The organism is Noviherbaspirillum sp., from assembly GCF_035627455.1.
Taxonomy (GTDB): domain Bacteria; phylum Pseudomonadota; class Gammaproteobacteria; order Burkholderiales; family Burkholderiaceae_D; genus Noviherbaspirillum.
The window spans coordinates 16,659-38,546 of the sequence record NZ_DASPLS010000019.1 but is presented as its reverse complement, the minus strand read 5'-3'; the positions used below and the strand labels follow the sequence as shown (position 1 = coordinate 38,546).

The following is a 21,888-nucleotide window of genomic DNA, read 5'->3' as shown; positions in this document are numbered from 1 at the left end:
CATCCCGCCACCCTGCTGTCCGCCATCGAAATGGCGCCGCGCGACCCCATCCTCGGTATCACCGAAGCCTTCAACGCCGACAAGAACCCGAACAAGGTCAACCTCGGCGTCGGCGTTTATTACGATGACAACGGCAAGGTGCCGCTGCTCGAATGCGTGCGCAAGGCCGAGACGCAACTGATGGAAAAGGCAACTCCCCGCACCTACCTGCCGATCGAAGGCCTCGCAGCCTACGACAAGGCGGTGCAGGAACTGGTATTTGGCGCCGACAGCGCCGTTGTTCAAGAGAAGCGCGCGATTACAGTGCAGGCCCTGGGCGGCACCGGTGCGCTCAAGATCGGCGCGGACTTCCTGAAGCGCTTCTCGCCGAATTCCCAGGTATGGATCAGCGATCCGAGCTGGGAAAACCATCGTGCGCTGTTCGAATCTGCCGGTTTCGTGGTCAACAACTATCCCTACTATGATCCGGCAACCCGCGGCGTGAATTTCGATGGCATGCTGAAGGCGCTGAAGGAAATGCCGGCCGGCTCCGTCGTCGTGCTGCATGCCTGCTGCCACAACCCGACCGGCGCCGACTTGACGGAAGCGCAATGGACCGACGTGATCCAGGTAGTGACCGAACGCGGCCTGGTGCCTTTCCTGGACATGGCTTACCAGGGCTTCGGCGACAGCATCGCGGAAGACGGCAAGGTGGTGCGCCGCTTCGCCGAGGCGGGCGGCCCGCTGTTCGTGTCGAACTCCTTCTCCAAGTCCTTCTCGCTGTACGGCGAGCGCGTGGGTGCGCTGAGCATCGCCGCCGCCAGCGCCGAGGAAGCCGCGCGCGTGCTGTCCCAGCTCAAACGGGTGGTGCGCACCAACTACTCCAACCCGCCGGTGCACGGCAGCCAGGTGGTTGCCACCGTGCTGTCGACGCCGGAACTGCGTCAGATGTGGGAGGACGAACTGGCAGGCATGCGGGTGCGCATCCGTGAAATGCGCCAGGCCCTGGTGCAGAAACTCAAGGACAAGGCACCCGGACAGGACTTCGACTTCGTGATCAAGCAGCGCGGCATGTTCTCCTATTCCGGGCTGACCAAGCCGCAGGTCGAGCGCCTGCGCGGCGAGTTTTCTGTATACGCAGTCGATACCGGCCGCATCTGTGTTGCCGCCCTCAACTCGGGCAACATCAATGCGGTTGTGGACGCGATCGCCAAGGTCCTGTAAGCAGAGCCTGGCTGCATGCACACGCCGCTGGCCTGTGCATGCAAAATTTCCGAGTCAAAAGTTTTGACACGGACAGAAATATCCGCCTATAATACTGCTTCTGCTGTTCCCTGATAGCTCAGTCGGTAGAGCGACGGACTGTTAATCCGCAGGTCCCTGGTTCGAGTCCAGGTCGGGGAGCCAAAAGATTCAAGGGCCCATGTGAAAGCATGGGCCCTTTTTCATTTCCCCCATTCCCGGTATCGCCCCCGCCGCCCTACCGCCACCGCTTCCGGCGCCAGACCCGTTCCGATTTCTCGGCCTCTCCGACTGCGGCGCCACGCACTGCGCAGGCGCCGCAATTGTTTTCTTCCGCGTGCGACCGCCCTCAACTACCGGGAGGCGACAGGAAAACGGCGGCCGGCCAAGGTCCTGGTCGCCACAAAGATTTCCCGCAACAAGTACACAAAGCTGCCGATCAGCGAAAACATCGCGACCACGAAGCAAAGCGCAATGAAATTCGCCAGTGCAAGATTCAACGCATCCCCGATAAACAGCATTGCGATCACCACGCAGACCAGCAGTCCGCACGAGGTGCTGAGTGTTATCGCACGGTTGATCAGATGCGCGCGCCGATACAGGTCACGCAACTCGTCCTGCGCGTCGGCGCTGCTGGCCTCAGTCGCCCTGATGCGCTCTTCCAGCACGCGAGAACGATCGATAATGCGGGCGAGGCGGTTCGTCAGGACCGCCAGCTTCGTGCCGACACCGGTCAGCAGGAATACCGGCGCGATGGAAAGCTGAATGATGTGGCTGATGTCGCCGAGCTGGATATCCATGAATGCTTGTTTCTTCTACGATAGAGCGACAAGTGTAACAGCGCATCTTGCTCGCCCCGCCCTTGCAACGGTTGGAGCAAGACAGAGAGACGCCCGGCAGTTCCAGGAACAGGCGTTCCTGCAGCCCGGAACCATCTCGGCCCGCAACGATTCGTCCTGCTTGATTTCATCCTGGACACTCCTCAGTCGCAACGCCGGCTCCCCTGGCACGAGCTGTTTGCCCACGTACGGAAATTCTCGCGCGGTTTTCTGTCCAATCCTGCGTGCCGATTCCGGTCGATTGCCGCACTGCCGGCTTTCGTCCAGCATGCCTATGGTGGATAAAAGAAACACGATCAAGGTTTTCGTCGCTGCCCGTTCCGCTCCGTTGCGCCAGCGCCTGCTGCGTCTGTGCAACGAGCTTCCCTCAATCCGTCTGGTCGGCATCATGGGTGACCACCTGCCGGTGCCACGCAAGCTGACGGAACTCGATCCCGACCTGCTTCTGCTCGATGTCGAGCCGCGTACCCGTTATGCCACCGACCTGTTCAGCGAGATCGCGCAGCACCTTCCGCGCTGCCGGACCATCGTGCTCTCCAAGAATGACGCGGCGGGCGCGCACCTTCCTCCCGCCGGGACAAGGGCGGCCCTGATCGATCCCGACGATCACAACGGATTGCGCGATGCAATCCGTCAGTCCCTGCGCGACCGCAGTGCTCAAGCCGGCTCTGCATTGACCCCGACCGTTCCGTTGCGCCCTCCTCCGCCGGAAGACGGGGAGTCAGGCCGGCACGCCGTTGCCCCCCGAGACCGCCGCCGCCAGGAGGAAGGCCGCCGCCTGCTTGAACGGGAGCGGTCCGGAACGGACGCCCGTCTTCAGTCCCTCATGGAACGCCTGCCTGGCGTTCCGTACGTCGCGCCGCTTGACATCAATGCCGGCGGTATGTACGTCAGCCCGCGCATCCGTGAGGTTCTTGGCTGCACCTGCCGGGAATGGTGTACCGAGCCGGAGCTGCGAACGCGCGTGATCCATCCCGAGGATAGAGAACGCGTCATCGCCGAAATGAACCGGGCGGTCGCGACCGGCGGCTACTGCATCGACTATCGCATCCTCCGCACCGACGGGCAGGTGCGCTGGCTTCACGACGAGGCACATGTGGTTAGCGACGCCAGAGGAACGACGCAATGCATTCAGGGCGCGATCCTCGACATTACCGAACGCAAGCAGGCGCAGGAAGAACTGGACCGATTGCATGACCAGCTGGAGGATTTGATCGCAACGATCGACACCGCAAGAAGCGGCGAGCAGAAGCGTCTGGCTCAGGAAATGCACGACGATTTCGGCCAGCTGCTGGCGGCAATGAAGATCGACCTTTGCGTGCTGCAACGCCATCTGCCGCAGGAAAACGCTGACGCATTGCGATCTCTTGCCGATATTCAGGAGCTGGTCGATGCAATGATGAACTCGGTACGCCGCATTCTTGCCGGCCTGCCTCCGGCGGCGCTGCACGACATGCCGCTCGACGAGGCGCTTGAATCGCTCGTGACCGGATTCCGCAAGCGTTACCTGGCGCAATGCCGTCTGATCATTGCAGCCGACTGCCAGTCCTTCGACGCAGGGTTGTCCGCGGTCCTGTTTCGCATTACCCAGGAAGCGCTCAACAATGTTGCCAAGCATGCGCAGGCCACAGAGGTGGAAATACGGCTTGCGATGGAAGGCGGCGTGCTCACCGTCGCCGTCGTCGACAACGGCAAGGGGATGCCACCGGAGAGCGCGCGGCGGCACGGCTCTTTCGGGCTGGTATTCATGCGCGAACGGGTCACCGCGCTCGGCGGAAGAATACACCTTACGTCCCGCCCCGGACACGGCACCGCGATCAGCATCGAAGTGCCGCTTGGAGGAGCCGGCATGAAGACGCGCAATTGAGCGATCGCAAAGCGCGGCTGTCCTCTTGGAACCGTATGCCTCGTTGCTTACCTTATCGCAATCGGCTGGTTGTTATTTCTCAATCCGGCTTCACTTTGGTCTGTTAATTTGGGCTGATTGCGGTCTTAGCGTGAGATGCGAAGAGGTTGCTCTTTCGACGGCGAAAACGCAGCAAAGGCGGGCACGCCCTCATCCTGGCGTTACACACCGGCGCGTTGCGCTACCGGAGCGCGGCCGACACGCCGCGCTGTGGACGGGCATGGATGGCCAGGAACAGGCATTGGCAACAGAGAATTGCGATGACCACTCAATTGGAACACAGTGCAGGCACGCTGCCTAATTTCATTACTTCCCTGTCACGCTTCAACGCCGCCAAGATCGGCCCGTCCCTGCTGTCGATCATCCAGTCGGCGCTGGACGGCGTGGTGATCGTGGATGCGATGCGCCATATCGTCCTTGTGAACCACAAGGTCGAGCGCATGTTCGGCTATACCGCCAGACAGCTGCTCGAAAAACCATTGGACATCCTCATGCCGCCGCGCGCCGCCGGCGAGCAACGCCGGCGCATGGACCGGCTGGTGGCGACGCGCGTGCACGGCAAACGAAGCAAGATCGAGCTGAAGGGGCTGCGCGCCGACGGCCGGCCGCTCATTGTCAATGCCAGCATTTCCCGGGTGAGCGTGCACGGCGAACTGTTTCTCGCACTGATCCTGCACGAGAGCACGGCACCCCGGCAAGGCGAGCACGGCAGCTACCGTCCGCTACATTCGCTCGAGTTCCGGCGCTGGGCGGTCTCCTCGCAGCAGGCAACCGAAGTCGAGAAGAGGCGCTTCTCCAAAAAGCTGTACGACGATATCGGGCAGCGGCTGTCGGTTCTGAAGCTGGACCTGGACTGGCTGGAAAACAGCCTGCCCGAGACAGACGAGTGCCTGCCGGCGCGTCTGGCCCAGATGCAGGGGTTGCTGGATAACGTGATCACCATGACCAAGAGCGTCGCCTCGGCCCTCCGCCCCCCGTTGCTGGACGACTTCGGCCTGCTGCCCGCGGTTGAGTGGATGGCGGAAAACTTCCAGAAGAAAACCGGGATTTCCTGCAAGGTAGAAAGCACCGGAATGACTGCCAAGCTCGACGACACCATCGAATCGGCGCTATTTCGCATCGTTCAGGAGGGCCTGTCCAACGTCGAAAAGCATGCGCATGCGAGCCAGGCGGATATCGTGTTCGAACGTACCGGAAACCAACTCAATGTTATGATTCGGGATGACGGCGTCGGCATGGCAATCGGCAGCGAATACAAATCCGGCTGTTACGGGCTGATCGCGATGCAGGAGCGCATTTTCGTCTTGGGAGGTACAATCAGCATCGAAAATGTCCAGCCTCATGGCCTGGCCATTCATGCGTCGATTCCGATTGAACCCATTTTCAATACCGAGCAGGACCCTCATCCGCCAACAACACATTCATGATCCGCATCGTTATCGCCGACGACCACACTATCATGCGCGAGGGACTCAAGCGCATTCTTGATGGAGCCGACGACATCCAGGTCGTGGGCGAAGCCGTTGATGGATTCGAGGCGCTGGCGCACGTGCGCAAGGGCGGTTTCGACCTGCTGATGCTGGACCTGTCCATGCCCGGCCGCAGCGGCGTCGAACTGATCCGCCAGATCAAGGATGAAGTGCCCAAGTTGCCTATCCTCATCCTCACCATGCACGAAGAAGAGCAATATGCGGTGCGTGCGATCCGGGCCGGTGCGCGCGGCTACCTGACAAAAGAAAGCGCCGGCACCCAGCTGGTTAGCGCGATCCGGAAGGTGGCATCGGGCCGCCCGTACATCAGCCTCGAGGTGGCCGAGCAGCTCGCGATGGATGTCATGCCATCCAACGAGGATCTGCCGCACAAGCAGCTTTCCAACCGGGAGTTCGAAGTTTTCACGCTGCTGGTAAGCGGCAAGTCGATCACGGAAATCGCCGATCTCCTCCACCTGAGCGCCAAGACCGTCAGCACGCACAAGACGCGGATCCTGACGAAGATGAGCATGAATTCCCTCGCAGAAATGGTTCAGTATGCGGTACAACACCGCCTGCTCGGCTCCCTGAAGAACTGATTGTCTCTCGTATCGTGGCCCCCCCGCCTCGACGGATCCGTTCAGAAAACTTCTCACCGTATCGTAGGAAAATTCCTACATCCGAGCCCTCACTCCTACAATCCAATTCAGCCCAACCCGATAGTAATTCGCAGTTGCGGTTGCGATACTGATCACTTCACCGAGCGTGACAGACAGGCAACGTCCTGCTGACCAGCTGGAGCGCTCGAAGATTTCTGACAGGCAGCCGCGGCGAGCTGCCCGACCGACAAGACCGAATTACACTGGATTAGGAGATGCCCATGTTATCCACACAAACGCCCGAGACCCGTCCCGAGTCCGCCGCATCGACACTGCACTCCTCGGCGCTCGAAGCCGGCTGGCAACGCCAGGGCAAGCTGTGGTCCAACCTGAAGGAATTGTGCGACGTGCTGCGCATCCCGTCGGCAGCCGTGCATACCGACGAAGAACTGCTGTTCCAGCATGTCCAGTTCAAGACCGGCCAGCGCGTTCATACCATCGGCCAGCCCTTCGATACGCTGTATATCGTGCACTCCGGTTTTCTCAAGACCGTGCTGATCGACGAGTTCGGTAACGAACAGGTGCTGAGCTTCCCGATGAAGGGCGACCTGTTCGGCGTCGACGGCATTCATACGAAGCGCTATGCATCCGAAGCGGTCGCACTGTCAAACTGCGACCTGATCCTGCTGCCGTTCAAGAAGTTGACCGCGCTGGGGCGCGCGCATCCCGAATTTGAACATGCAATGTACAGCGTGATGAGCCGCGAACTGGTGCGCGAACAGGCGATGGTCAGCATGCTCGGCGCACTGAGCGCGGAAGCGCGCGTGGCCCGCTTCCTGGTCAACCTCTCGGAGCGCTATGCGGACATGGGGTACTCGAGCAAGCTGTTCAACCTGCGCATGACGCGCCATGAAATCGGCAGCTACCTCGGTCTGACTCTGGAGACCGTCAGCCGCACCCTGTCCGCGTTCAATGAAATCGGCCTGATCACCGTTGACCAGCGCTCCATCGGCATCAAGGACCTCGATGCGCTCAAGACCCTGCGGCGGCTGCCGCCATCCAGTTCGCGCACGAAGCAGGTTGCATCGAAGAAGCCGAAGGTCGTGAGCAAGGAGCCGGAACCGTCCGGCGACGACTGGGACGGACAAGTGGCCGCAGCCTAGAAACCGCAGCCTAGAAGCATTTCTCTGTTTTCCGCCTTTTCAAAACGCCCTGTCCCGGACAGGGCGTTTTGCTTCAGCCGGCGCGGCTCATTGGCTCATTTCTTCCTGCCATGCCCCGAGGTGTGCGCGGTGCGCTTCTCCTCGGCAGCCGCTTCGCTGTCCGCAGCCGCGTGCAGCGCCTGCGTGGTTGCACGTGCCGCATGATCGACGGCGCTGGTGGCCTGATGGACCGCGCCCGCCGCCGCATCCGCATAAGTCGACGTAGCGCGCGCCGTGCGGCCTGCGGCATCCTCCATCGCGCCGCGCGCGGCCACCATGTTTTTCTTGGCCAGTTCCGCCACTTCCTTGAACGCCGACTCCCATACCGAGAACATGCTGGTCATCGGGTTGAACATGGCGTCGTTTGCCTGGGTCGGGGCGGCCTGCAGCGGGCGTACAGCGCTGCTTGCGGCCTGGCCGCGTATCTGCTCGATGTACTCCTGCATCGAACGATTGATTTCATTTTGCATTTCCGCGACGATGCGCACGATCTCTTTCTGGTAGCTCACGACGTCGTCCGGATTGCGCGCCATGAGGCTGGACTGCCAGGTCGCCCCCATTGCACGCGGATCACGCGCGGTAGTGATGGCCTGCGCAAGATTCAACTGCTCGTTGAAGACGCGTTGCGTCGCACCGATCATCACGCGGTCGATCTTTTCCGTTCCCGCAAATACTGCCTCGGCAAATCTTCTGGAGGCTTCGAGTTGCGTCTGGTACATGGTCACTAGCGGGTTCATCGCATTCTGCATGGTACTCTCCTTGAATTCGAAGGACGGGGTGGCAGTTGCTGGTGCTGCAGGTATCTGGCGACGCTCCGGTTGCGTATATTCTGTCCGCATTCACCGCGCCCATCCACTCGCGGGGCCCGTCGCTTGAGCCAGATCAATCGCCGTTACTGCCCGGCGGGCAAAGGAAAAATAGCGGAGGACAGGTCCTCCTGTAGCGGCTCACTGCATATGCTGGCCGCCGTTGATCGCAATGTTGGCGCCGGTCACAAACGCCGCTTCGTCGGAGCACAGGTAAGCCACGAGGCCAGCGACTTCGCCGGGCTCGCCGAGACGCCCGACCGGAATCTGGGGAATGATCTTGGTCTCGAGAATATCCTTCGGCACCTTCATCACCATCTTGGTGCGCAAATACCCGGGCGAGATCGTGTTGACGGTGATGCCCTTGTTCGCAACTTCCAGTGCAAGCGCCTTGGTGAATCCGTGCATGCCCGCTTTCGCCGCAGCATAGTTCACCTGGCCGAATGCGCCCTTCTGGCCGTTGACCGAGGAAATATTGATGATGCGCCCCCATCCGCTTTCCAGCATCCCGTGCAGCACCGGCTTCGTCATGTTGAATACGCCGTCGAGATTGGTCTTGAGGACCGCGCGCCAGTCATCCACGCTCATCTTTTTCAAGGTCGCGTCGCGCGTGATGCCGGCATTGTTCACGAGGATGTCGATCCTTCCCATGTCGCTGACAATGTGCCTGACGGCCGCTTCGCTCGACGCGTAATCGGAAACGTCGACCATGTACGCGGCGATCTCCAGGCCCTCCTTCTTGTGTACGTCGACCCACTCCGCAGCGCTTTGGTTGCCCGGGGAATACGTTGCCGCCACGCGGTAGCCGCTGTGGAACAACCTTGCGCAGATCGCTTCGCCGAGTCCTCCCATACCACCAGTCACCACTGCCACTCTCTGTCCGTCCATTGTCATCCCCTTGCCCAGATTGAAGAGCCAGCGCCGCCGTCGCGGGAGCCTGCGCGCATTGACGCCGGAACAGAAACGCCTGCTGCAGCGCGAAAGATGCGCGATGGGCAGCAATGCGCCTGGTGCTTACACCAAGCCCCTTCGATCGGGACAGAAGCGATTAGTTCTAAGGGAAGAAGACCGGGAGTGCGCGGCCGGGGATACGGAACAAGCGGGCCCGGGTAGCGCCTTCCTCATAGCGAACCGCCAGGGTGGAGGGCTGTCTATCCCTGTGCAAAGGCACGCAGTATCGGCGATATGGCGCGCAGCGACAGTATAGCCCGCGCCCGCATGAGTATCGCCGCAGCGTGCCGTCGATCATGAGGCGCGAAGCAAATGCAGCCCAAGGTCTATATCGCTTGTTCGTCAGGAAAACCCGGGGCGGTATTCGCATTGTTTTACTGCGAATCCGGACATGACATCATCGGCTGGCACCTCGAGACAAAGGAACCGTACTTCTCGGCGGCGTTTTTCATGATCGAAAATTTCTACGCCAACAGCGTGCCGCGTTTCTATCGCAGTGTCGAGGACGATGTATACGGACCGTGGACGATCGACTATCCTCCAGCCCGCTGCGACCTCCGCTGCCCCCTGCCCGAGGCTGCAGCGCATGAACTGGAGCGCCTGCAGTCGGTATTTGTCGAGGAGTGGCTGTTCTTCCGCGGTGACAGCGGCATCGACGCTGAACTGGAAGTCTGCCGCGCGCATAACCTTCCAATCAACGAGGTCAACGTCCGCCCGCGCCGCCTGCTGCGCATGCGCAAGGAGGACGGCGGATGGCGCCACATGACACCGGGGCTCGATCCCAACGTGGTGCAGTTGCTGCGCAAATACTGGCGGCTCAATGAAAAAGTGCCGGCCGGTTGAAGCCGGTCAGGGTCCGCCCAGCAGTTCCGGCGCAATCCGCTGCGTATCCTTGAGCGTTTGCATCACGATGTTCGAGCGGATGTCGAGCACGCCGTCGGTCTTGTACAGCTTTTCAAGGATGAATGCGGAAAAATGCTTGAGGCTGCGCGCGCGTATGCGCAGCAGGTAATTCGCCTCGCCGGTGATGATGTAGGAACCGACCACCTCCGGCCACTGCTGCAACGCCAGCGTGAAATTCTCGTGCCAGCGCTCGACGTCGCGACGCATCGTGACCTGCACGAAGGCATCCACCTCCAGCCCCAACGCCGCGGCGTCGATCACCGCGCTGTAGCGGCTGATAATGCCGCTCTCCTCCAGCAGCCGCACCCGCCGCAGGCAGGATGAGGGCGACAGGAAAATCCGTTCGGCGAGTTCGAGATTGCTCATCCTGCCTTCATCTTGCAGCAGCGAAAGAATCTTCAGGTCCGTAGCGTCCAGGTTCATGTCGAATGTTTCGGTCAAAAACAAAACTTTATTCGTACTTTATTCTATTTTTCCTCGCTTTTCCGCGCCATTTTGCAATCACTCATCAGCGATTTGGACCTAAACTTCTTTCATCCCGATAAAACAAAGACATCGCGACCATGAACAAGCAATTACCCGTCTGGGACATCACGCCGCTGGTCTCGCCTTCCATTCCCGTCTGGCCCGGCGACACGCCATTCAGCGCCGAGACGACCTGGGAGATCGGCAACGGCTGCCCGGTGAAGGTGAGCCGGCTGACCTTGTCCACGCACACCGGCGCGCACTGCGACGCGCCGTCGCATTACGATCCTGCCGGCGAGTCGATTGATGCGGTCGCGCTCGATGCCTATCTCGGCACCTGCCGCGTCATCGACTGCATCGGTACGCGGCGGGTCGAGCCGCAGCACGTCGCGCACGCACTGGGCAGCCTTCCGCCGCGGGTGCTTCTGCGCACCTATGCCGCCGCCCCTGCCGGGCACTGGGACGAGGCATTTGCCAGCATCGCTGCCGACACGATTGACCTGCTCGCGCAGCACGGGGTCCGGCTGATCGGCATCGACACGCCCTCGCTCGACCCGCAGGATTCGAAAACCATGGATGCGCACCGGGCGGTACGGGTGCACCGGATGGCGATCCTGGAAGGCATCGTGCTCGATGCCGTGCCGGCCGGCGACTACGAACTGATCGCCCTGCCGCTCAAGCTCGCCGGCATGGATGCCAGCCCCGTGCGTGCGGTGCTGCGCGCGCTGACACAAGGAGAACAACAATGATTTCGCGACAGGATTGCCTGGCGCTCGACGCGCAGGACGGGCTCGCCGCACTGCGCGAGCGCTTCGACCTGCCCGACGGCGTGATTTACCTCGACGGCAATTCCCTCGGCGCCCGCCCCCGCGCGGCGCTCGCCCGCGCACAGCAGCTGCTCGCGCAGGAATGGGGTACCGACCTGATCCGCAGCTGGAACAAGGCGGGCTGGTTCGAACTGCCGCTGCGCCTCGGCGACAAGCTGGCGCCGCTGATCGGCGCCGGCGCCGGCGAGGTCGTCGTCACCGACTCGACCTCGGTCAACCTGTTCAAGATGCTGGCGGCCGCCTTGCACCGGCAGGCAATGCGGTCCGACAGTACGGCAAGGCGGACCATCGTCACCGAGCGCGCCAACTTCCCGACCGACATTTACATGGCGCAGGGCCTGGCCGAGTGGCTGGACCGCGGCTATCGGCTGCGGCTGGTCGACGCGCCGGAAGAGCTGGAAGCGGCGATCGGCGCGGACACCGCCGTCGTCATGCTCACCCATGTGAACTACCGCAGCGGCCACATGCACGACATGAAGGCAGTCACGGCGCACGCGCACGCGAACGGCGCGCTGACCGTCTGGGACCTGGCACATTCGGCCGGCGCGGTGCCGGTCGACCTGCGCGCGGCGGAGGCCGACTACGCGGTCGGGTGCACCTACAAATACCTCAACGGCGGTCCGGGCGCGCCGGCCTTCGCCTGGGTCGCGCCGCGCCACCAGGCCGATTTCCGCCAGCCGCTTTCCGGCTGGTGGGGCCATGCCGAGCCGTTCACGATGCAGCCCGAGTTCCGGCCGGCCGACGGCATCCGGCGCGCGCAGTGCGGCACGCAGCCGATCCTGTCGCTGGCGCTGGTCGAATGCGGCCTCGATATCTTCGCAGAGACGGACATGCAGTCGGTACGCAGGAAATCGCTGGCGCTGACCGACCTGTTCATCGCGCTCCTGGAGCAACGCTGCGCGCATCATCCGCTGACCCTGGCCACGCCGCGGGAACACGCAAGGCGCGGCAGCCAGGTCAGCGTCGCGCATCCCGACGGCTACCCGGTGATGCAGGCGCTGATCGCGCGCGGCGTGATCGGCGATTACCGCGAGCCGCAGATCATGCGCTTCGGCTTCACGCCCTTGTACACGCGCTTCGCGGACGTGTGGGATGCGGTCGACATCCTGGCCGACATCCTCGACGGCGGAAAATACGACCGCGGCGCGCAGCGCGACGCGGTGACCTGAGGGAGGACACATGGATCGGGACAAACCCGCCGACTGGCACGGCGCAAAGATGGATTTCAGCCAGACGATGAGCTACGGCGATTACCTGGGGCTGGACCAGGTGCTGACCGCGCAGCATCCGCGCTCGCCGGATCACAATGAGATGCTGTTCATCGTCCAGCACCAGACCAGCGAGCTGTGGATGAAGCTGATGCTGCACGAGCTGCATGCGGCGCGGCGCCAGATGCAGCAGGACGACCTGGCGCCGGCATTCAAGATGCTGGCGCGGGTGGCGCGCATCATGGACCAGCTGGTGCATGCCTGGGACGTGCTGGCAACCATGACGCCGACTGAATACAGCGCGATCCGCCCCTATCTCGGACAATCCTCCGGCTTCCAGTCCTTCCAGTACCGGGAGATCGAATTCATCCTTGGCAACAAGAATCCGGCGCTGCTCCAGGTCCACGCCGGCCGGCATGAGGCGCACGCCCGTCTCGATGCGGCGCTGCGCGCGCCCTCCCTTTACGACGAGGCGGTGCTGCTGCTGGCGCGGCAGGGATTCGCGATCGACGGCGCGCGCCTGAATGCGGACTGGGCCCGGCCGACGGCGGCCGACGAATCGGTGAAGGCTGCCTGGCTTGCGGTCTACCAGGCGCCGGAAAAGCACTGGGCGCTGTACGAACTGGCGGAAAAGCTGGTCGATCTGGAAACCGCCTTCCGGTTCTGGCGCTTCCGCCACGTGACAACGGTGGAACGCATCATCGGTTTCAAGAGCGGCACCGGCGGCACGGCCGGGGCGAGCTACTTGAAAAAAATGCTCGAAGTGGTGCTGTTTCCGGAACTGTTCGCGCTGCGCACCGCGCTGTGACGGCGGTTTTTTCCGCAACACCGCCAATTTCAGGTGAAGAATCAGGGGGATAGCGCCACGGCAACAGGTATAATACGGCCCAAGCTCAGAGCGAGCGGTGGGCAAGCGTTCGATGCGCCGTCACGGATTTTCCTGGTTCCCCCTCATGTTCGGGCCGCTTTCGATGCGGCCCGTTTCATTTGGCAGACGGCACATGGCCTTTTTGCTCATGCGCGCCGCATTCACCGATAGCGTCTTATGGCAAAGATTCAAGGCAGCAAACCGATAGAAATCAAGATCTCGACCGTGGTCGCGGTATCCGCCATCCTCCATTCCTCCGACCTGTCGGACCTGGACGCGGCGATGCAGGCGATGACGGGCGGCGCGCCCGACTATTTCGATCACGAGTTCGCGATCATCGACGTCGCGTCCTGCGAACTCCTGCCGACCGCCATCGAATGGCCGGCGCTGATTGCGCTGTTCAAGTCCTACAACCTGAACCCGGTTGCGGTACGCGGCGCCCCCGCCGGCATGGAAGCCGACATCCTGGCTTCCGGCCTGTCGATCGACACCCTGGCGCAGCCGCGCCAGCCGGTGCCGGAAGCAGTGCCGGCCGCACCCGCACCAGCACCTGTGCCCGAACCCGCTCCTGCCCCTGCACCGGTGCAGGTGGTACAGGCGGCCGCCCCGCCGGCGATGATCATCGACACGCCGGTGCGCGCCGGGCAGCGCGTCTACGCGCGCGGCGCCGACCTGATCGTCAATGCCATCGTCAACCCGGGCGCCGAGCTGATCGCCGACGGCAGCATCCACGTCTACGCGCCTCTGCGCGGGCGGGCGCTGGCCGGCGCCAGCGGCAATGCCGAGGCCCGCATTTTCACGCTGAGCATGGAAGCCGAACTGGTATCCATCGCCGGCACCTACCGCACTTTCGAGAGCGGCATTCCGAAGGATCTGGCGAAACAACCGGCGCAGGTCCGACTTGCAGGCGACCGGATCGATATCCTGTCCATTCGCGTCTAGTTTTTGTAATCTGAAAGGAGCTTGTTTGTGGCCAAAATCGTTGTTGTAACGTCCGGCAAAGGGGGCGTCGGCAAAACCACCTCCAGCGCCAGCTTCGCGTCCGGGCTGGCCCTGCGCGGACACAAGACTGCCGTCATCGACTTCGACGTCGGCCTGCGCAACCTCGACCTGATCATGGGTTGCGAACGCCGCGTGGTCTACGACCTGATCAACGTGATCAACAATGAAGCGACCCTGAACCAGGCCCTGATCAAGGACAAGCACTGCGAGAACCTGTTCGTGCTGCCGGCCTCGCAGACGCGCGACAAGGATGCGCTGACCGAGGCGGGCGTCGAGCGCGTGCTCAACGAACTGGTGAAGATGGATTTCGAGTACATCGTCTGCGACTCCCCGGCCGGCATCGAGCACGGCGCGGTGATGGCGCTGACCTTCGCCGACGAGGCGATCGTCGTGACCAATCCGGAAGTGTCCTCGGTGCGCGACTCCGACCGCATCCTCGGCATCATCCAGGCCAAGTCGCGCCGCGCACTGAACGGCCAGGAGCCGGTCAAGGAGCACCTGCTGATCACCCGCTATGTACCGAAGCGGGTGGAAGCCGGCGAAATGCTCTCCTACACCGACGTCCAGGAAATCCTGCGCATCCCGCTGATCGGCATCATTCCGGAGTCGGAATCGGTGCTGCATGCATCCAACCAGGGCAACCCCGCGATCCACATGGCCGGCACCGACGTCTCGGAAGCCTACCAGGACGTGGTCGCGCGCTTCCTCGGCCATGAAGTCCCGCTGCGCTTTACCGCCTATGAAAAGCCGGGCCTGTTCCAGCGTCTCTTTAAAGGAAAGTAAACATGGCGTTGCTCTCCTTCCTGTTCAATAACAAACCCAAGAGCGCCAGCGCAGCCAAGGAGCGCCTCCAGGTCATCATCGCGCGCGAGCGCAACGGCCGCGACGGCCCGGACTTCCTGCCGGCGCTGCACAAGGAATTGATCGAGGTGATTTCGAAGTATGCCAAGGTCAACGCCGAGGACATCAAGATTTCGCTTGATCGCCAGGGCAACCTGGAAGTGCTGGATGTGAACGTGGTGCTGCCGGACGCAGTGCCGGGCAAGTAACGTAATTCCCCCTTCGACGGCCTGCGCCATCGAAGGGGCCCCTCCTCAGGCTCTGCCTGACAAGCGTAGCCAGCGGTCCGGATTGGCGCCGAGTAGCGCTCGCGTACGAGAGGTACGAAAAGCAGCGCAGGCGCCAATCCGGTCCGCGCAGAGCCTAGTGCAGCTGGTGCTTCAGGTCCGACAGCTCGCGATGCGCCTGCATGATGGCGTTGCGCAGTTCGTCGTCGAGATTGCCCTGCGACTGTTCGCATGCATCCTTGGCGCGGTCGCCCAGCTGCTCCAGGTCGTCCACGCACTGGCGCACCTGCTGTTCATCCTGCGCCGACTGCACCATGTTGCGCGCCTGGCCTATCCTCTGGTCCAGCTCCTGCATGCAGTTCTTGACATCCATTGGAATGGCCTGGGCCGACTCGCAACGGCGTGCAGCATCGTGCACCGTGTTTTCCACATGCATCAAGCGCTGCTGCAATTCATTTGCCTGCATCATGTCATGCCTCCTATGCGGTTTCCCCTCGGGGTGAGGGAAGTTTTGATAATGGCTTGACAACCTAGTTCCGCCCGGCGCATGGGGGTATTGATAAATGAAATCGCCGCCGCGGCCCGATAGCCCCCGGCGGACACTGCTTTGCGGCGCGTCGCGCAACTCGCAGCGGCCGCGCCTGTCATAGCAGGTTGACCCGCGCCATGCGGCATCGGCGGCGCGCTGTTCCTGTACAATCCGCCCCATCATGAATTCCCCGAAAAACCTGTTTTCCTACCCCCGCTACCGGCCCGAGTACACGACGCCGGCACCGTTCCTGCCGATGTCGCGCGCCGAGATGGATGCGCTGGGCTGGGACAGCTGCGACGTCATCCTCGTGACCGGCGACGCCTACATCGACCACCCGAGCTTCGGCATGGCGCTGGTCGGCCGGCTGCTTGAGAAACAGGGCTTCCGCGTCGGCATCATCAGCCAGCCGGACTGGCACTCGGCCGACGCGTTCCGCGCGCTCGGCAAGCCGAACCTGTATTTCGGCATCACCGCCGGCAACATGGATTCGATGATCAACCGCTATACCTCGGACCGCAAGATCCGCTCCGAGGATGCGTACACGGCCAACGGCGAGCCGAACAGGCGGCCGGACCGGGCGCTGACGGTGTATGCGCAGCGCGCGCGGGAAGCCTACCCGGATACCGGTATCGTCGTGGGCAGCATTGAAGCCAGCCTGCGGCGCATCGCGCATTACGACTACTGGTCGGACAAGGTCCGCCGTTCGGTACTGCCCGATTCCAAGGCCGATATCCTGTTGTTTGGCAACGCCGAGCGTGCGCTGGTGGCACTGACCCATCGGCTGGCCGCCGGGGAATCGATCAAGACCATCCGGGACCTGCGCGGCACCGCCTTCATGGTGGCGCGCGGATGGACGCCGGATGCGGGCTGGAACGAAGTCGATTCGAGCCATTACGACAAGCCGGGCCGGGTGGAGCCGCTCCCCGACCCTTATCAGGAAAAAGACAAGCAGACGGCAAGCTGCGCCAGCGAACAGAAACCGGCCGAGCAGACGGTGCGCGTGATCAGTCGCGAAGAGCGGCTGGCGGCGATGAAGCTGCAACGCGACAAGACCGTGGTAAGGCTTCCCGCCTATGAAGCGGTGAAGGACGACCCGGTGCTGTACGCCCATGCGTCGCGCATGCTGCACCTCGAATCCAACCCCGGCAATGCGCGCGCGCTGGTGCAGGCCCACGGCGAGCGCGACGTCTGGCTGAATCCGCCGCCGCTGCCTCTGGCGATGGACGAGATGGACGGCATCTACGACCTGCCGTACGCGCGTTCGCCGCATCCGTCCTACGGCAAGGCACGCATACCCGCGTGGGAAATGATCCGCTTTTCGGTCAACATCATGCGCGGCTGCTTCGGCGGTTGCACCTTCTGTTCGATCACGGAGCACGAAGGCCGCATCATCCAGAGCCGTTCCGAGCCTTCCATCCTGCGCGAGATCGAACACATCCGCGACAAGACGAAGGGTTTCACGGGCACCATTTCCGACCTCGGAGGGCCGACCGCGAACATGTACCGGCTCGCCTGCAAGGACAAGAACATCGAGCAGACCTGCCGCCGCCTGTCGTGCGTCTATCCGAGCATCTGCGTCAACCTCAACACGGACCACAGCAAGCTGGTGCAGCTCTATCGGAAGGCACGCGCGATACCCGGCGTGAAGAAGATCCTGATTGGATCCGGCCTTCGCTACGACCTCGCGGTGCGCTCGCCCGAATATGTGAAGGAACTGGTGACGCACCACGTCGGCGGCCTGCTGAAGATCGCCCCGGAGCATTCCGAGGATGGGCCGCTGTCGAAGATGATGAAGCCCGGCATGGGCGCGTACTACAAGTTCAAGGAGATGTTCGAGCGCTATTCGCGCGAGGCCGGCAAGGAACAGTACCTGATTCCCTACTTCATTGCGGCCCACCCCGGCACCACAGACGAAGACATGCTGCACCTCGCGCTGTGGCTGAAACAGAACAATTTCCAGATCGACCAGGTGCAGACCTTCATGCCCACGCCGATGGCGATGGCGACGGCGATGTACCACGGCCGCCGCAATCCGCTGCACAAGGTAGCGGCCGACTCGGAAGTGGTCGAGACTGCGCGCGCGGGCAAGATCCGGCGCCTGCACAAGGCCTTCCTGCGCTACCACGATCCGGAGAACTGGCCGCTGCTGCGCGAAGCACTGCAGCGCATGGGCCGCACCGACCTGATCGGCAACAGCGAGCGCCATCTGGTACCGCGCTATCAGCCCTCCACTTCCGAACCGGGGGACAAGAAGCGGGGGCAACCGGCGGGCAGTATCGTGAAGCGTCCGCAGAAAGAGGCGGGCGTTCCCTCGCAGTACTGCAAAGGCAACAGCAAGCCGGGGAAACGCCCGCAGGCGGGACAAAAGGCCGGCCGCAAGTAAGGCCTCGCCGGTTGTTTTGCTGGTCTGATATACCGCTGGTGAATATCTGTTATTGCAACAATAAAGCGGAGATTGGAGACAGGCTGGGATATAGTGATCCCGTCTCCTCCAACTCTTCTTGAATTGGATTTAGCCCGCAACCGAAAGGTCTGCGGGCTTTCTTTTTTTCACCTCCCGAATTGCATTACGGCGTCCGGCTATACCAGCCACCTTCTTGCATTTCGTTGCGCCTTGATTTTGATCATAGGAAAAAATCCTTTACAAATCAAAGCCTTAGGTTCTTTTCCGGTCGCTTGTCCACAGATTTAATCACAGGAAATGTGGGCAATTCTCTTGATAGACCTTTTTTCAGCGCGCAATATATTTGAGTAATCTCAAGCAAATTTCAGGCAAAGTTGCCCAACAGACTATTGATCGCCGGCATGACTTCGATAAAATGAACGCAGGCAACGTATCGATTGCTCCAATTCATTGCGAGGCAGACATGAGAAACACGCAAAACCAACCTATCGCCCGCGGCGCCAAAGCCCAGCTCAACTACAACAAGATCCAGGCCGCGGCATGCATGGCGTCCTCGGCGGCCGTCAGCATCGCATTGATTTATTGGGCGATCCGTTCGCTGCTGTAAACAGGAACGCTCTCCCCGCCATAAGACGGGAAAAAATAAAAAGGGACGCCGGGTGCGTCCCTTTTTATTTCCGTGGCCCCTTTACTGGCTGCGCGTTAAAAAACTATGCCGAACCGGTCGGAAACTCCGCCGGTCAAAAACCCGTCTATGACATTGACGGCGTAGGCAATGCTTCCTCGCGATTTTCCCTATGCGTATCGCCCGACGGCGCGATTGTGCTGCCGCGCTACCCACCGCATCCCACCAATCCGGGTTTCGACAAGAGATGGGCAAACCGCCACTATCTGTTATTGCCGGCCACACAGCCCCGGCCTCCTCCGCGCCAAGCTTGCCGGCACTCGACTATTTCGGGCTGTTCGACGCCTCGCCCAACCCCTATCTGGTACTTGACCGAGCCCTGAATATCGTCGCCGCGAATCGTGCCTATCTCGAATCAACGAAGCGCGCACTGGCCGACATCGTCGGGCGTTGGGCCTGGGACGCATTTCCCACCGATCCGCAGACCCTGAAGCAGTCGATTGCCTCCTTCGAGCGCGTGATCCGCACCGGCAAGCCGGACACCATGCCGCTCCTGCGCTTTGACATTCCGCGCCCGGATGCGGACGGCGGCGGGTTCGAAAAGCGTTATTGGAGCATCACCCACACCCCGGTCTTCAACAGCGAGGGCGAGGTCGAACTGGTGATGCAGCATCCGATCGATGTGACCGAACTGGAACAGCTGCGCGACGCCGCACGCGGCTTGCACGAGGGCGAGCTCGACCTGGTTCCGGCCCAGAGCGGCATCTTTATCCGCGCGCAGAATGTGCACGAGGCAAACCTGCAGCTACAGGCCGACAGCGAGCGGCTGCACGAGCTGTTTGAAAAAGCACCGAGTCCGATTGCCGTGCTGACCGGGAAGGAGCATGTGTTCGAATTGGCGAACGAAGCCTACTTCCAGCTGATAGGACGCCGCGACATCATCGGCAAGCCGCTGCTCGATGCGGTCCCGGAGGTGGCAGGCCAAGGCTTCGACACCCTGCTCGACCAGGTGCGCGAGACCGGGCGGCCGTTCGTCGGCCGCGGCATGAGGGCCGTGCTGCAGCAGGCGCGCAACGCCCCCCTTGCCGACGTCTACCTGGACTTTCTCTTTCAGCCGCTGTTCGAACCGGATGGTTCGGTTGCGGGAATCTTTTGCCAGATCAACGACGTCACCGAAGCCTACCAGGCGCAGGCCGCACTGCGCGAAAGCCAGGACCGGCTGCGCGAAGGGATGCACGCGGCGCGGATGGTCGTCTGGGACTGGGATCTTTCCTCGGGACGCATCAAGCTTTCCGACAACGCCCCCGCCATCCTCGGCTGCGCGAGCGACGCGACCGACGCCATCTTCCGCGCCATCCACCCGGACGACGGAAAGGCCGTGCGCGACCTGCACGCGCACGCGACGCCGGACAGGTCGCGCTTCAAGGCGGAATTTCGTTTCGTCCGCCCGGACAACGGCAACACCATCTGGCTCGAAAACCGGGCGCGCGTCGTGTTCGGCGAGCATGGCGCCGCTGCCGCTGTAAAAGGCGTGGTCCTCGACATCACCGAGCGCAAGCGCGCGGAAAAGCAGGTCCAGGATGCGGCCCGCCATGACAGCCTGACCGGCTTGCCCAACCGCGCGCTGCTGCACGAGTACTGCGAACACATACTCGCGCTGGCAACACGCTCCCGCACGGGCGGCGCGCTGCTGTTCATCGACCTTGACCGCTTCAAGCCGATCAACGACCTGTACGGCCACGACGCCGGCGACATGGTGCTGCGGGAAGTCGCACAGCGCCTGTCAGCCTGCACCCGCAGGGAAGACATCGTCAGCCGCTTGGGCGGCGACGAGTTCATCGTCGTCCTTCCGAACGTGGACTCTCCGCACGACCCGGCAACCGTCGCCCGGCACATCATCGCCGCGATCGAGCGGCCGGTGGCATTCGGCGAACTGCAGCTCGTCGTTTCGCCGTCGATCGGGATCAGCTTGTTCCCGGAACACGGCAAGAACCTGGAGGAACTGATCCGCAGCGCGGACCTGGCGATGTACGCGGCGAAAAAAGCCGGCCGCAATACATTCAAGTTCTACGAGCCCTGCCTGAATGACCATGCGAACGGCACGTTGCAGCTTGAGACGCAATTGAAGCGCTGCGTCGACGATAACCGGTTCACCCTCCACTACCAGCCCATCGTGGATATCCGCAGCAGGCGCCTGGAAGCGGCGGAAGCGCTTATCCGCATGCCGGCGGCAGACGGCGCGCTGCTCAGTCCCGCGGAATTCATTCCGATCGCCGAGAAGGCCGGCTTGATCAACCGCATGGGCGAATGGGTGATCCGCGAGGCTTGCCAGCAGCATCAGGCATGGAAGGCTGCCGGCCTGCCGTCGATCACGATCTCCATCAATGTCTCCGCGACACAATTCCGGCAGCCGGCATTCACATCGGTCGTCGCCGATGCGATCCGGGACGCCGGCATCGATCCCGCTTACCTGCAGATCGAGCTTACCGAAAGCACGGTCATGGACAACGTTCAGGAAACCATGGCAAAGCTGCGCGATTTGCGGAGCATGGGGGTGCGCGTTTCCCTGGACGATTTCGGTACCGGCTATTGCAGCCTGAGCGACCTCAGCAGTCTTCCCCTCGATAAACTAAAGATCGACCGCTCGTTCGTCGGAAAAATGGAAAGCAGCGCGCGCAGCCGCTCGGTAACGGAAGCGATTATCGCCCTTGGCCGCACGCTCCACCTGAAGGTCGTCGGCGAAGGCATCGAGTCGGAGGAATCGATGAACACGCTTCGCGATTTCGGCTGCGACGAAGCGCAAGGCTTTCTGTTCAGCAAGCCACTGCCGCCGGATGCCTTCGCTTCCTGGTGCCGGGCATCCTGACGCTTTCATAGAAGCTATGATCCAAAAGGAACATGTCCACCCGTTCCGGTCTCTTACCACCGTGGACGGGGCGGCATGCACGGCGGGCACGCCGGCAGCCGCAACGTGTTCCTGCCCTTTCATCGACC

20 protein-coding genes and 1 tRNA gene are annotated in these 21,888 nt (G+C 62.2%); 16 read left to right on the top strand and 5 right to left on the bottom strand.

The window, feature by feature from the left end:
- Both VEC01_RS03765 and VEC01_RS03760 read left to right on the top strand, forming a co-directional pair.
- Nucleotides 1-1,203, top strand: a 1,203-nt coding sequence (locus VEC01_RS03765; protein ID WP_324898901.1) for an amino acid aminotransferase, incomplete at its 5' end; no start/stop codon positions are given.
- A gap of 107 nt (nucleotides 1,204-1,310) precedes the next feature.
- Nucleotides 1,311-1,386, top strand: a tRNA-Asn gene (locus tag VEC01_RS03760).
- A 188-nt stretch (nucleotides 1,387-1,574) separates the two neighbouring features.
- Here the strand turns inward: VEC01_RS03760 and VEC01_RS03755 are convergent.
- Nucleotides 1,575-2,021: a DUF2721 domain-containing protein gene (locus VEC01_RS03755; protein ID WP_324898899.1), complete on the bottom strand. Its 447-nt coding sequence runs from the start codon at nucleotides 2,019-2,021 to the stop codon at nucleotides 1,575-1,577.
- Between VEC01_RS03755 and VEC01_RS03750 the strand changes: the two genes are divergently transcribed.
- The 4 genes from VEC01_RS03750 (at nucleotide 1,987) to VEC01_RS03735 (ending at nucleotide 7,197) form a co-directional block, all read left to right on the top strand.
- Nucleotides 1,987-3,927: a PAS domain-containing protein gene (locus tag VEC01_RS03750; RefSeq protein ID WP_324898897.1), complete on the top strand. Its 1,941-nt coding sequence runs from the start codon at nucleotides 1,987-1,989 to the stop codon at nucleotides 3,925-3,927. The two genes, VEC01_RS03755 and VEC01_RS03750, sit on opposite strands and share 35 nt — an antisense overlap.
- 146 nt (nucleotides 3,928-4,073) lie before the next feature.
- Nucleotides 4,074-5,393 (top strand): PAS domain-containing sensor histidine kinase, encoded by a 1,320-nt coding sequence (locus VEC01_RS03745; protein ID WP_324898895.1) that lies wholly within the window; start codon nucleotides 4,074-4,076, stop codon nucleotides 5,391-5,393.
- Nucleotides 5,390-6,034 carry a response regulator transcription factor gene (locus tag VEC01_RS03740; protein ID WP_324898893.1) on the top strand — a complete coding sequence of 215 codons (645 nt, stop codon included), beginning with the start codon at nucleotides 5,390-5,392 and terminating at the stop codon, nucleotides 6,032-6,034. Before VEC01_RS03745 ends, VEC01_RS03740 begins: the two co-directional genes overlap by 4 nt.
- A gap of 281 nt (nucleotides 6,035-6,315) precedes the next feature.
- Nucleotides 6,316-7,197, top strand: coding sequence for a Crp/Fnr family transcriptional regulator (locus tag VEC01_RS03735; protein ID WP_324898891.1), 882 nt, complete (start codon nucleotides 6,316-6,318; stop codon nucleotides 7,195-7,197).
- Between the two features lie 95 nt (nucleotides 7,198-7,292).
- Here the strand turns inward: VEC01_RS03735 and VEC01_RS03730 are convergent, their stop codons facing one another.
- A complete protein-coding gene (locus tag VEC01_RS03730; RefSeq protein ID WP_324898890.1) occupies nucleotides 7,293-7,985 on the bottom strand; it encodes a phasin family protein in 693 nt (230 codons plus the stop codon).
- 198 nt (nucleotides 7,986-8,183) lie between these two features.
- Nucleotides 8,184-8,930, bottom strand: a complete 747-nt coding sequence (gene phbB / locus VEC01_RS03725) for an acetoacetyl-CoA reductase (RefSeq protein ID WP_414691413.1) — start codon at nucleotides 8,928-8,930, stop codon at nucleotides 8,184-8,186.
- A gap of 375 nt (nucleotides 8,931-9,305) precedes the next feature.
- On the opposite strand from phbB, the gene VEC01_RS03720 reads away from it, so the two are divergent.
- Nucleotides 9,306-9,836, top strand: a complete 531-nt coding sequence (locus VEC01_RS03720) for a hypothetical protein (protein WP_324898886.1) — start codon at nucleotides 9,306-9,308, stop codon at nucleotides 9,834-9,836.
- A 6-nt stretch (nucleotides 9,837-9,842) separates the two neighbouring features.
- Here the strand turns inward: VEC01_RS03720 and VEC01_RS03715 are convergent, their stop codons facing one another.
- Nucleotides 9,843-10,319: an Lrp/AsnC family transcriptional regulator gene (locus VEC01_RS03715; RefSeq protein ID WP_324898884.1), complete on the bottom strand. Its 477-nt coding sequence runs from the start codon at nucleotides 10,317-10,319 to the stop codon at nucleotides 9,843-9,845.
- 140 nt (nucleotides 10,320-10,459) lie between these two features.
- Between VEC01_RS03715 and kynB the strand changes: the two genes are divergently transcribed.
- The 6 genes from kynB (at nucleotide 10,460) to minE (ending at nucleotide 15,315) form a co-directional block, all read left to right on the top strand.
- Nucleotides 10,460-11,110, top strand: coding sequence for an arylformamidase (gene kynB, locus VEC01_RS03710; RefSeq protein ID WP_324898882.1), 651 nt, complete (start codon nucleotides 10,460-10,462; stop codon nucleotides 11,108-11,110).
- Nucleotides 11,107-12,357, top strand: a complete 1,251-nt coding sequence (gene kynU, locus VEC01_RS03705; RefSeq protein WP_324898880.1) for a kynureninase — start codon at nucleotides 11,107-11,109, stop codon at nucleotides 12,355-12,357. Before kynB ends, kynU begins: the two co-directional genes overlap by 4 nt.
- A gap of 10 nt (nucleotides 12,358-12,367) precedes the next feature.
- Nucleotides 12,368-13,204 (top strand): tryptophan 2,3-dioxygenase, encoded by an 837-nt coding sequence (kynA, locus tag VEC01_RS03700; RefSeq protein ID WP_324898878.1) that lies wholly within the window; start codon nucleotides 12,368-12,370, stop codon nucleotides 13,202-13,204.
- Nucleotides 13,205-13,441: 237 nt separating this feature from the next.
- On the top strand, nucleotides 13,442-14,206 hold the full coding sequence (gene minC / locus VEC01_RS03695) for a septum site-determining protein MinC (RefSeq protein ID WP_324898876.1): 765 nt from the start codon (nucleotides 13,442-13,444) through the stop codon (nucleotides 14,204-14,206).
- A 27-nt stretch (nucleotides 14,207-14,233) separates the two neighbouring features.
- Complete coding sequence (minD, locus tag VEC01_RS03690; RefSeq protein WP_324898874.1) at nucleotides 14,234-15,049, top strand: septum site-determining protein MinD; 816 nt, start codon at nucleotides 14,234-14,236, stop codon at nucleotides 15,047-15,049.
- Nucleotides 15,050-15,051: 2 nt separating this feature from the next.
- The gene (gene minE, locus VEC01_RS03685) at nucleotides 15,052-15,315 is read left to right on the top strand and encodes a cell division topological specificity factor MinE (RefSeq protein WP_324898872.1); all 264 of its coding nucleotides are present in this window, start codon (nucleotides 15,052-15,054) and stop codon (nucleotides 15,313-15,315) included.
- 154 nt (nucleotides 15,316-15,469) lie between these two features.
- Here the strand turns inward: minE and VEC01_RS03680 are convergent, their stop codons facing one another.
- Nucleotides 15,470-15,802, bottom strand: a complete 333-nt coding sequence (locus VEC01_RS03680; RefSeq protein ID WP_324898870.1) for a hypothetical protein — start codon at nucleotides 15,800-15,802, stop codon at nucleotides 15,470-15,472.
- 241 nt (nucleotides 15,803-16,043) lie between these two features.
- Between VEC01_RS03680 and VEC01_RS03675 the strand changes: the two genes are divergently transcribed.
- From VEC01_RS03675 to VEC01_RS03665, 3 genes are all read left to right on the top strand, one after another.
- Nucleotides 16,044-18,248, top strand: a complete 2,205-nt coding sequence (locus VEC01_RS03675) for a YgiQ family radical SAM protein (RefSeq protein WP_414691412.1) — start codon at nucleotides 16,044-16,046, stop codon at nucleotides 18,246-18,248.
- Between the two features lie 364 nt (nucleotides 18,249-18,612).
- The gene (locus tag VEC01_RS03670; RefSeq protein WP_324898869.1) at nucleotides 18,613-18,876 is read left to right on the top strand and encodes a hypothetical protein; all 264 of its coding nucleotides are present in this window, start codon (nucleotides 18,613-18,615) and stop codon (nucleotides 18,874-18,876) included.
- A 328-nt stretch (nucleotides 18,877-19,204) separates the two neighbouring features.
- On the top strand, nucleotides 19,205-21,760 hold the full coding sequence (locus VEC01_RS03665; protein WP_324898867.1) for a sensor domain-containing protein: 2,556 nt from the start codon (nucleotides 19,205-19,207) through the stop codon (nucleotides 21,758-21,760).
- Nucleotides 21,761-21,888: the final 128 nt, after the last annotated feature.

What these genes read in the sequence shown, in the direction of transcription:
- VEC01_RS03735 (WP_324898891.1), top strand. Translation starts at nt 6,316, where the DNA reads ATGTTATCCACACAAACGCCCGAGACCCGTCCCGAGTCCGCCGCATCG.
- kynB (WP_324898882.1), top strand. Translation starts at nt 10,460, where the DNA reads ATGAACAAGCAATTACCCGTCTGGGACATCACGCCGCTGGTCTCGCCT.
- minC (WP_324898876.1), top strand. Translation starts at nt 13,442, where the DNA reads ATGGCAAAGATTCAAGGCAGCAAACCGATAGAAATCAAGATCTCGACC.
- VEC01_RS03715 (WP_324898884.1), bottom strand. Translation starts at nt 10,319, where the DNA reads ATGAACCTGGACGCTACGGACCTGAAGATTCTTTCGCTGCTGCAAGAT.
- VEC01_RS03750 (WP_324898897.1), top strand. Translation starts at nt 1,987, where the DNA reads ATGATGTGGCTGATGTCGCCGAGCTGGATATCCATGAATGCTTGTTTC.
- VEC01_RS03755 (WP_324898899.1), bottom strand. Translation starts at nt 2,021, where the DNA reads ATGGATATCCAGCTCGGCGACATCAGCCACATCATTCAGCTTTCCATC.
- VEC01_RS03675 (WP_414691412.1), top strand. Translation starts at nt 16,044, where the DNA reads ATGAATTCCCCGAAAAACCTGTTTTCCTACCCCCGCTACCGGCCCGAG.
- kynU (WP_324898880.1), top strand. Translation starts at nt 11,107, where the DNA reads ATGATTTCGCGACAGGATTGCCTGGCGCTCGACGCGCAGGACGGGCTC.
- VEC01_RS03720 (WP_324898886.1), top strand. Translation starts at nt 9,306, where the DNA reads ATGCAGCCCAAGGTCTATATCGCTTGTTCGTCAGGAAAACCCGGGGCG.
- VEC01_RS03680 (WP_324898870.1), bottom strand. Translation starts at nt 15,802, where the DNA reads ATGATGCAGGCAAATGAATTGCAGCAGCGCTTGATGCATGTGGAAAAC.
- kynA (WP_324898878.1), top strand. Translation starts at nt 12,368, where the DNA reads ATGGATCGGGACAAACCCGCCGACTGGCACGGCGCAAAGATGGATTTC.
- VEC01_RS03740 (WP_324898893.1), top strand. Translation starts at nt 5,390, where the DNA reads ATGATCCGCATCGTTATCGCCGACGACCACACTATCATGCGCGAGGGA.
- VEC01_RS03730 (WP_324898890.1), bottom strand. Translation starts at nt 7,985, where the DNA reads ATGCAGAATGCGATGAACCCGCTAGTGACCATGTACCAGACGCAACTC.
- phbB (WP_414691413.1), bottom strand. Translation starts at nt 8,930, where the DNA reads ATGGACGGACAGAGAGTGGCAGTGGTGACTGGTGGTATGGGAGGACTC.
- minE (WP_324898872.1), top strand. Translation starts at nt 15,052, where the DNA reads ATGGCGTTGCTCTCCTTCCTGTTCAATAACAAACCCAAGAGCGCCAGC.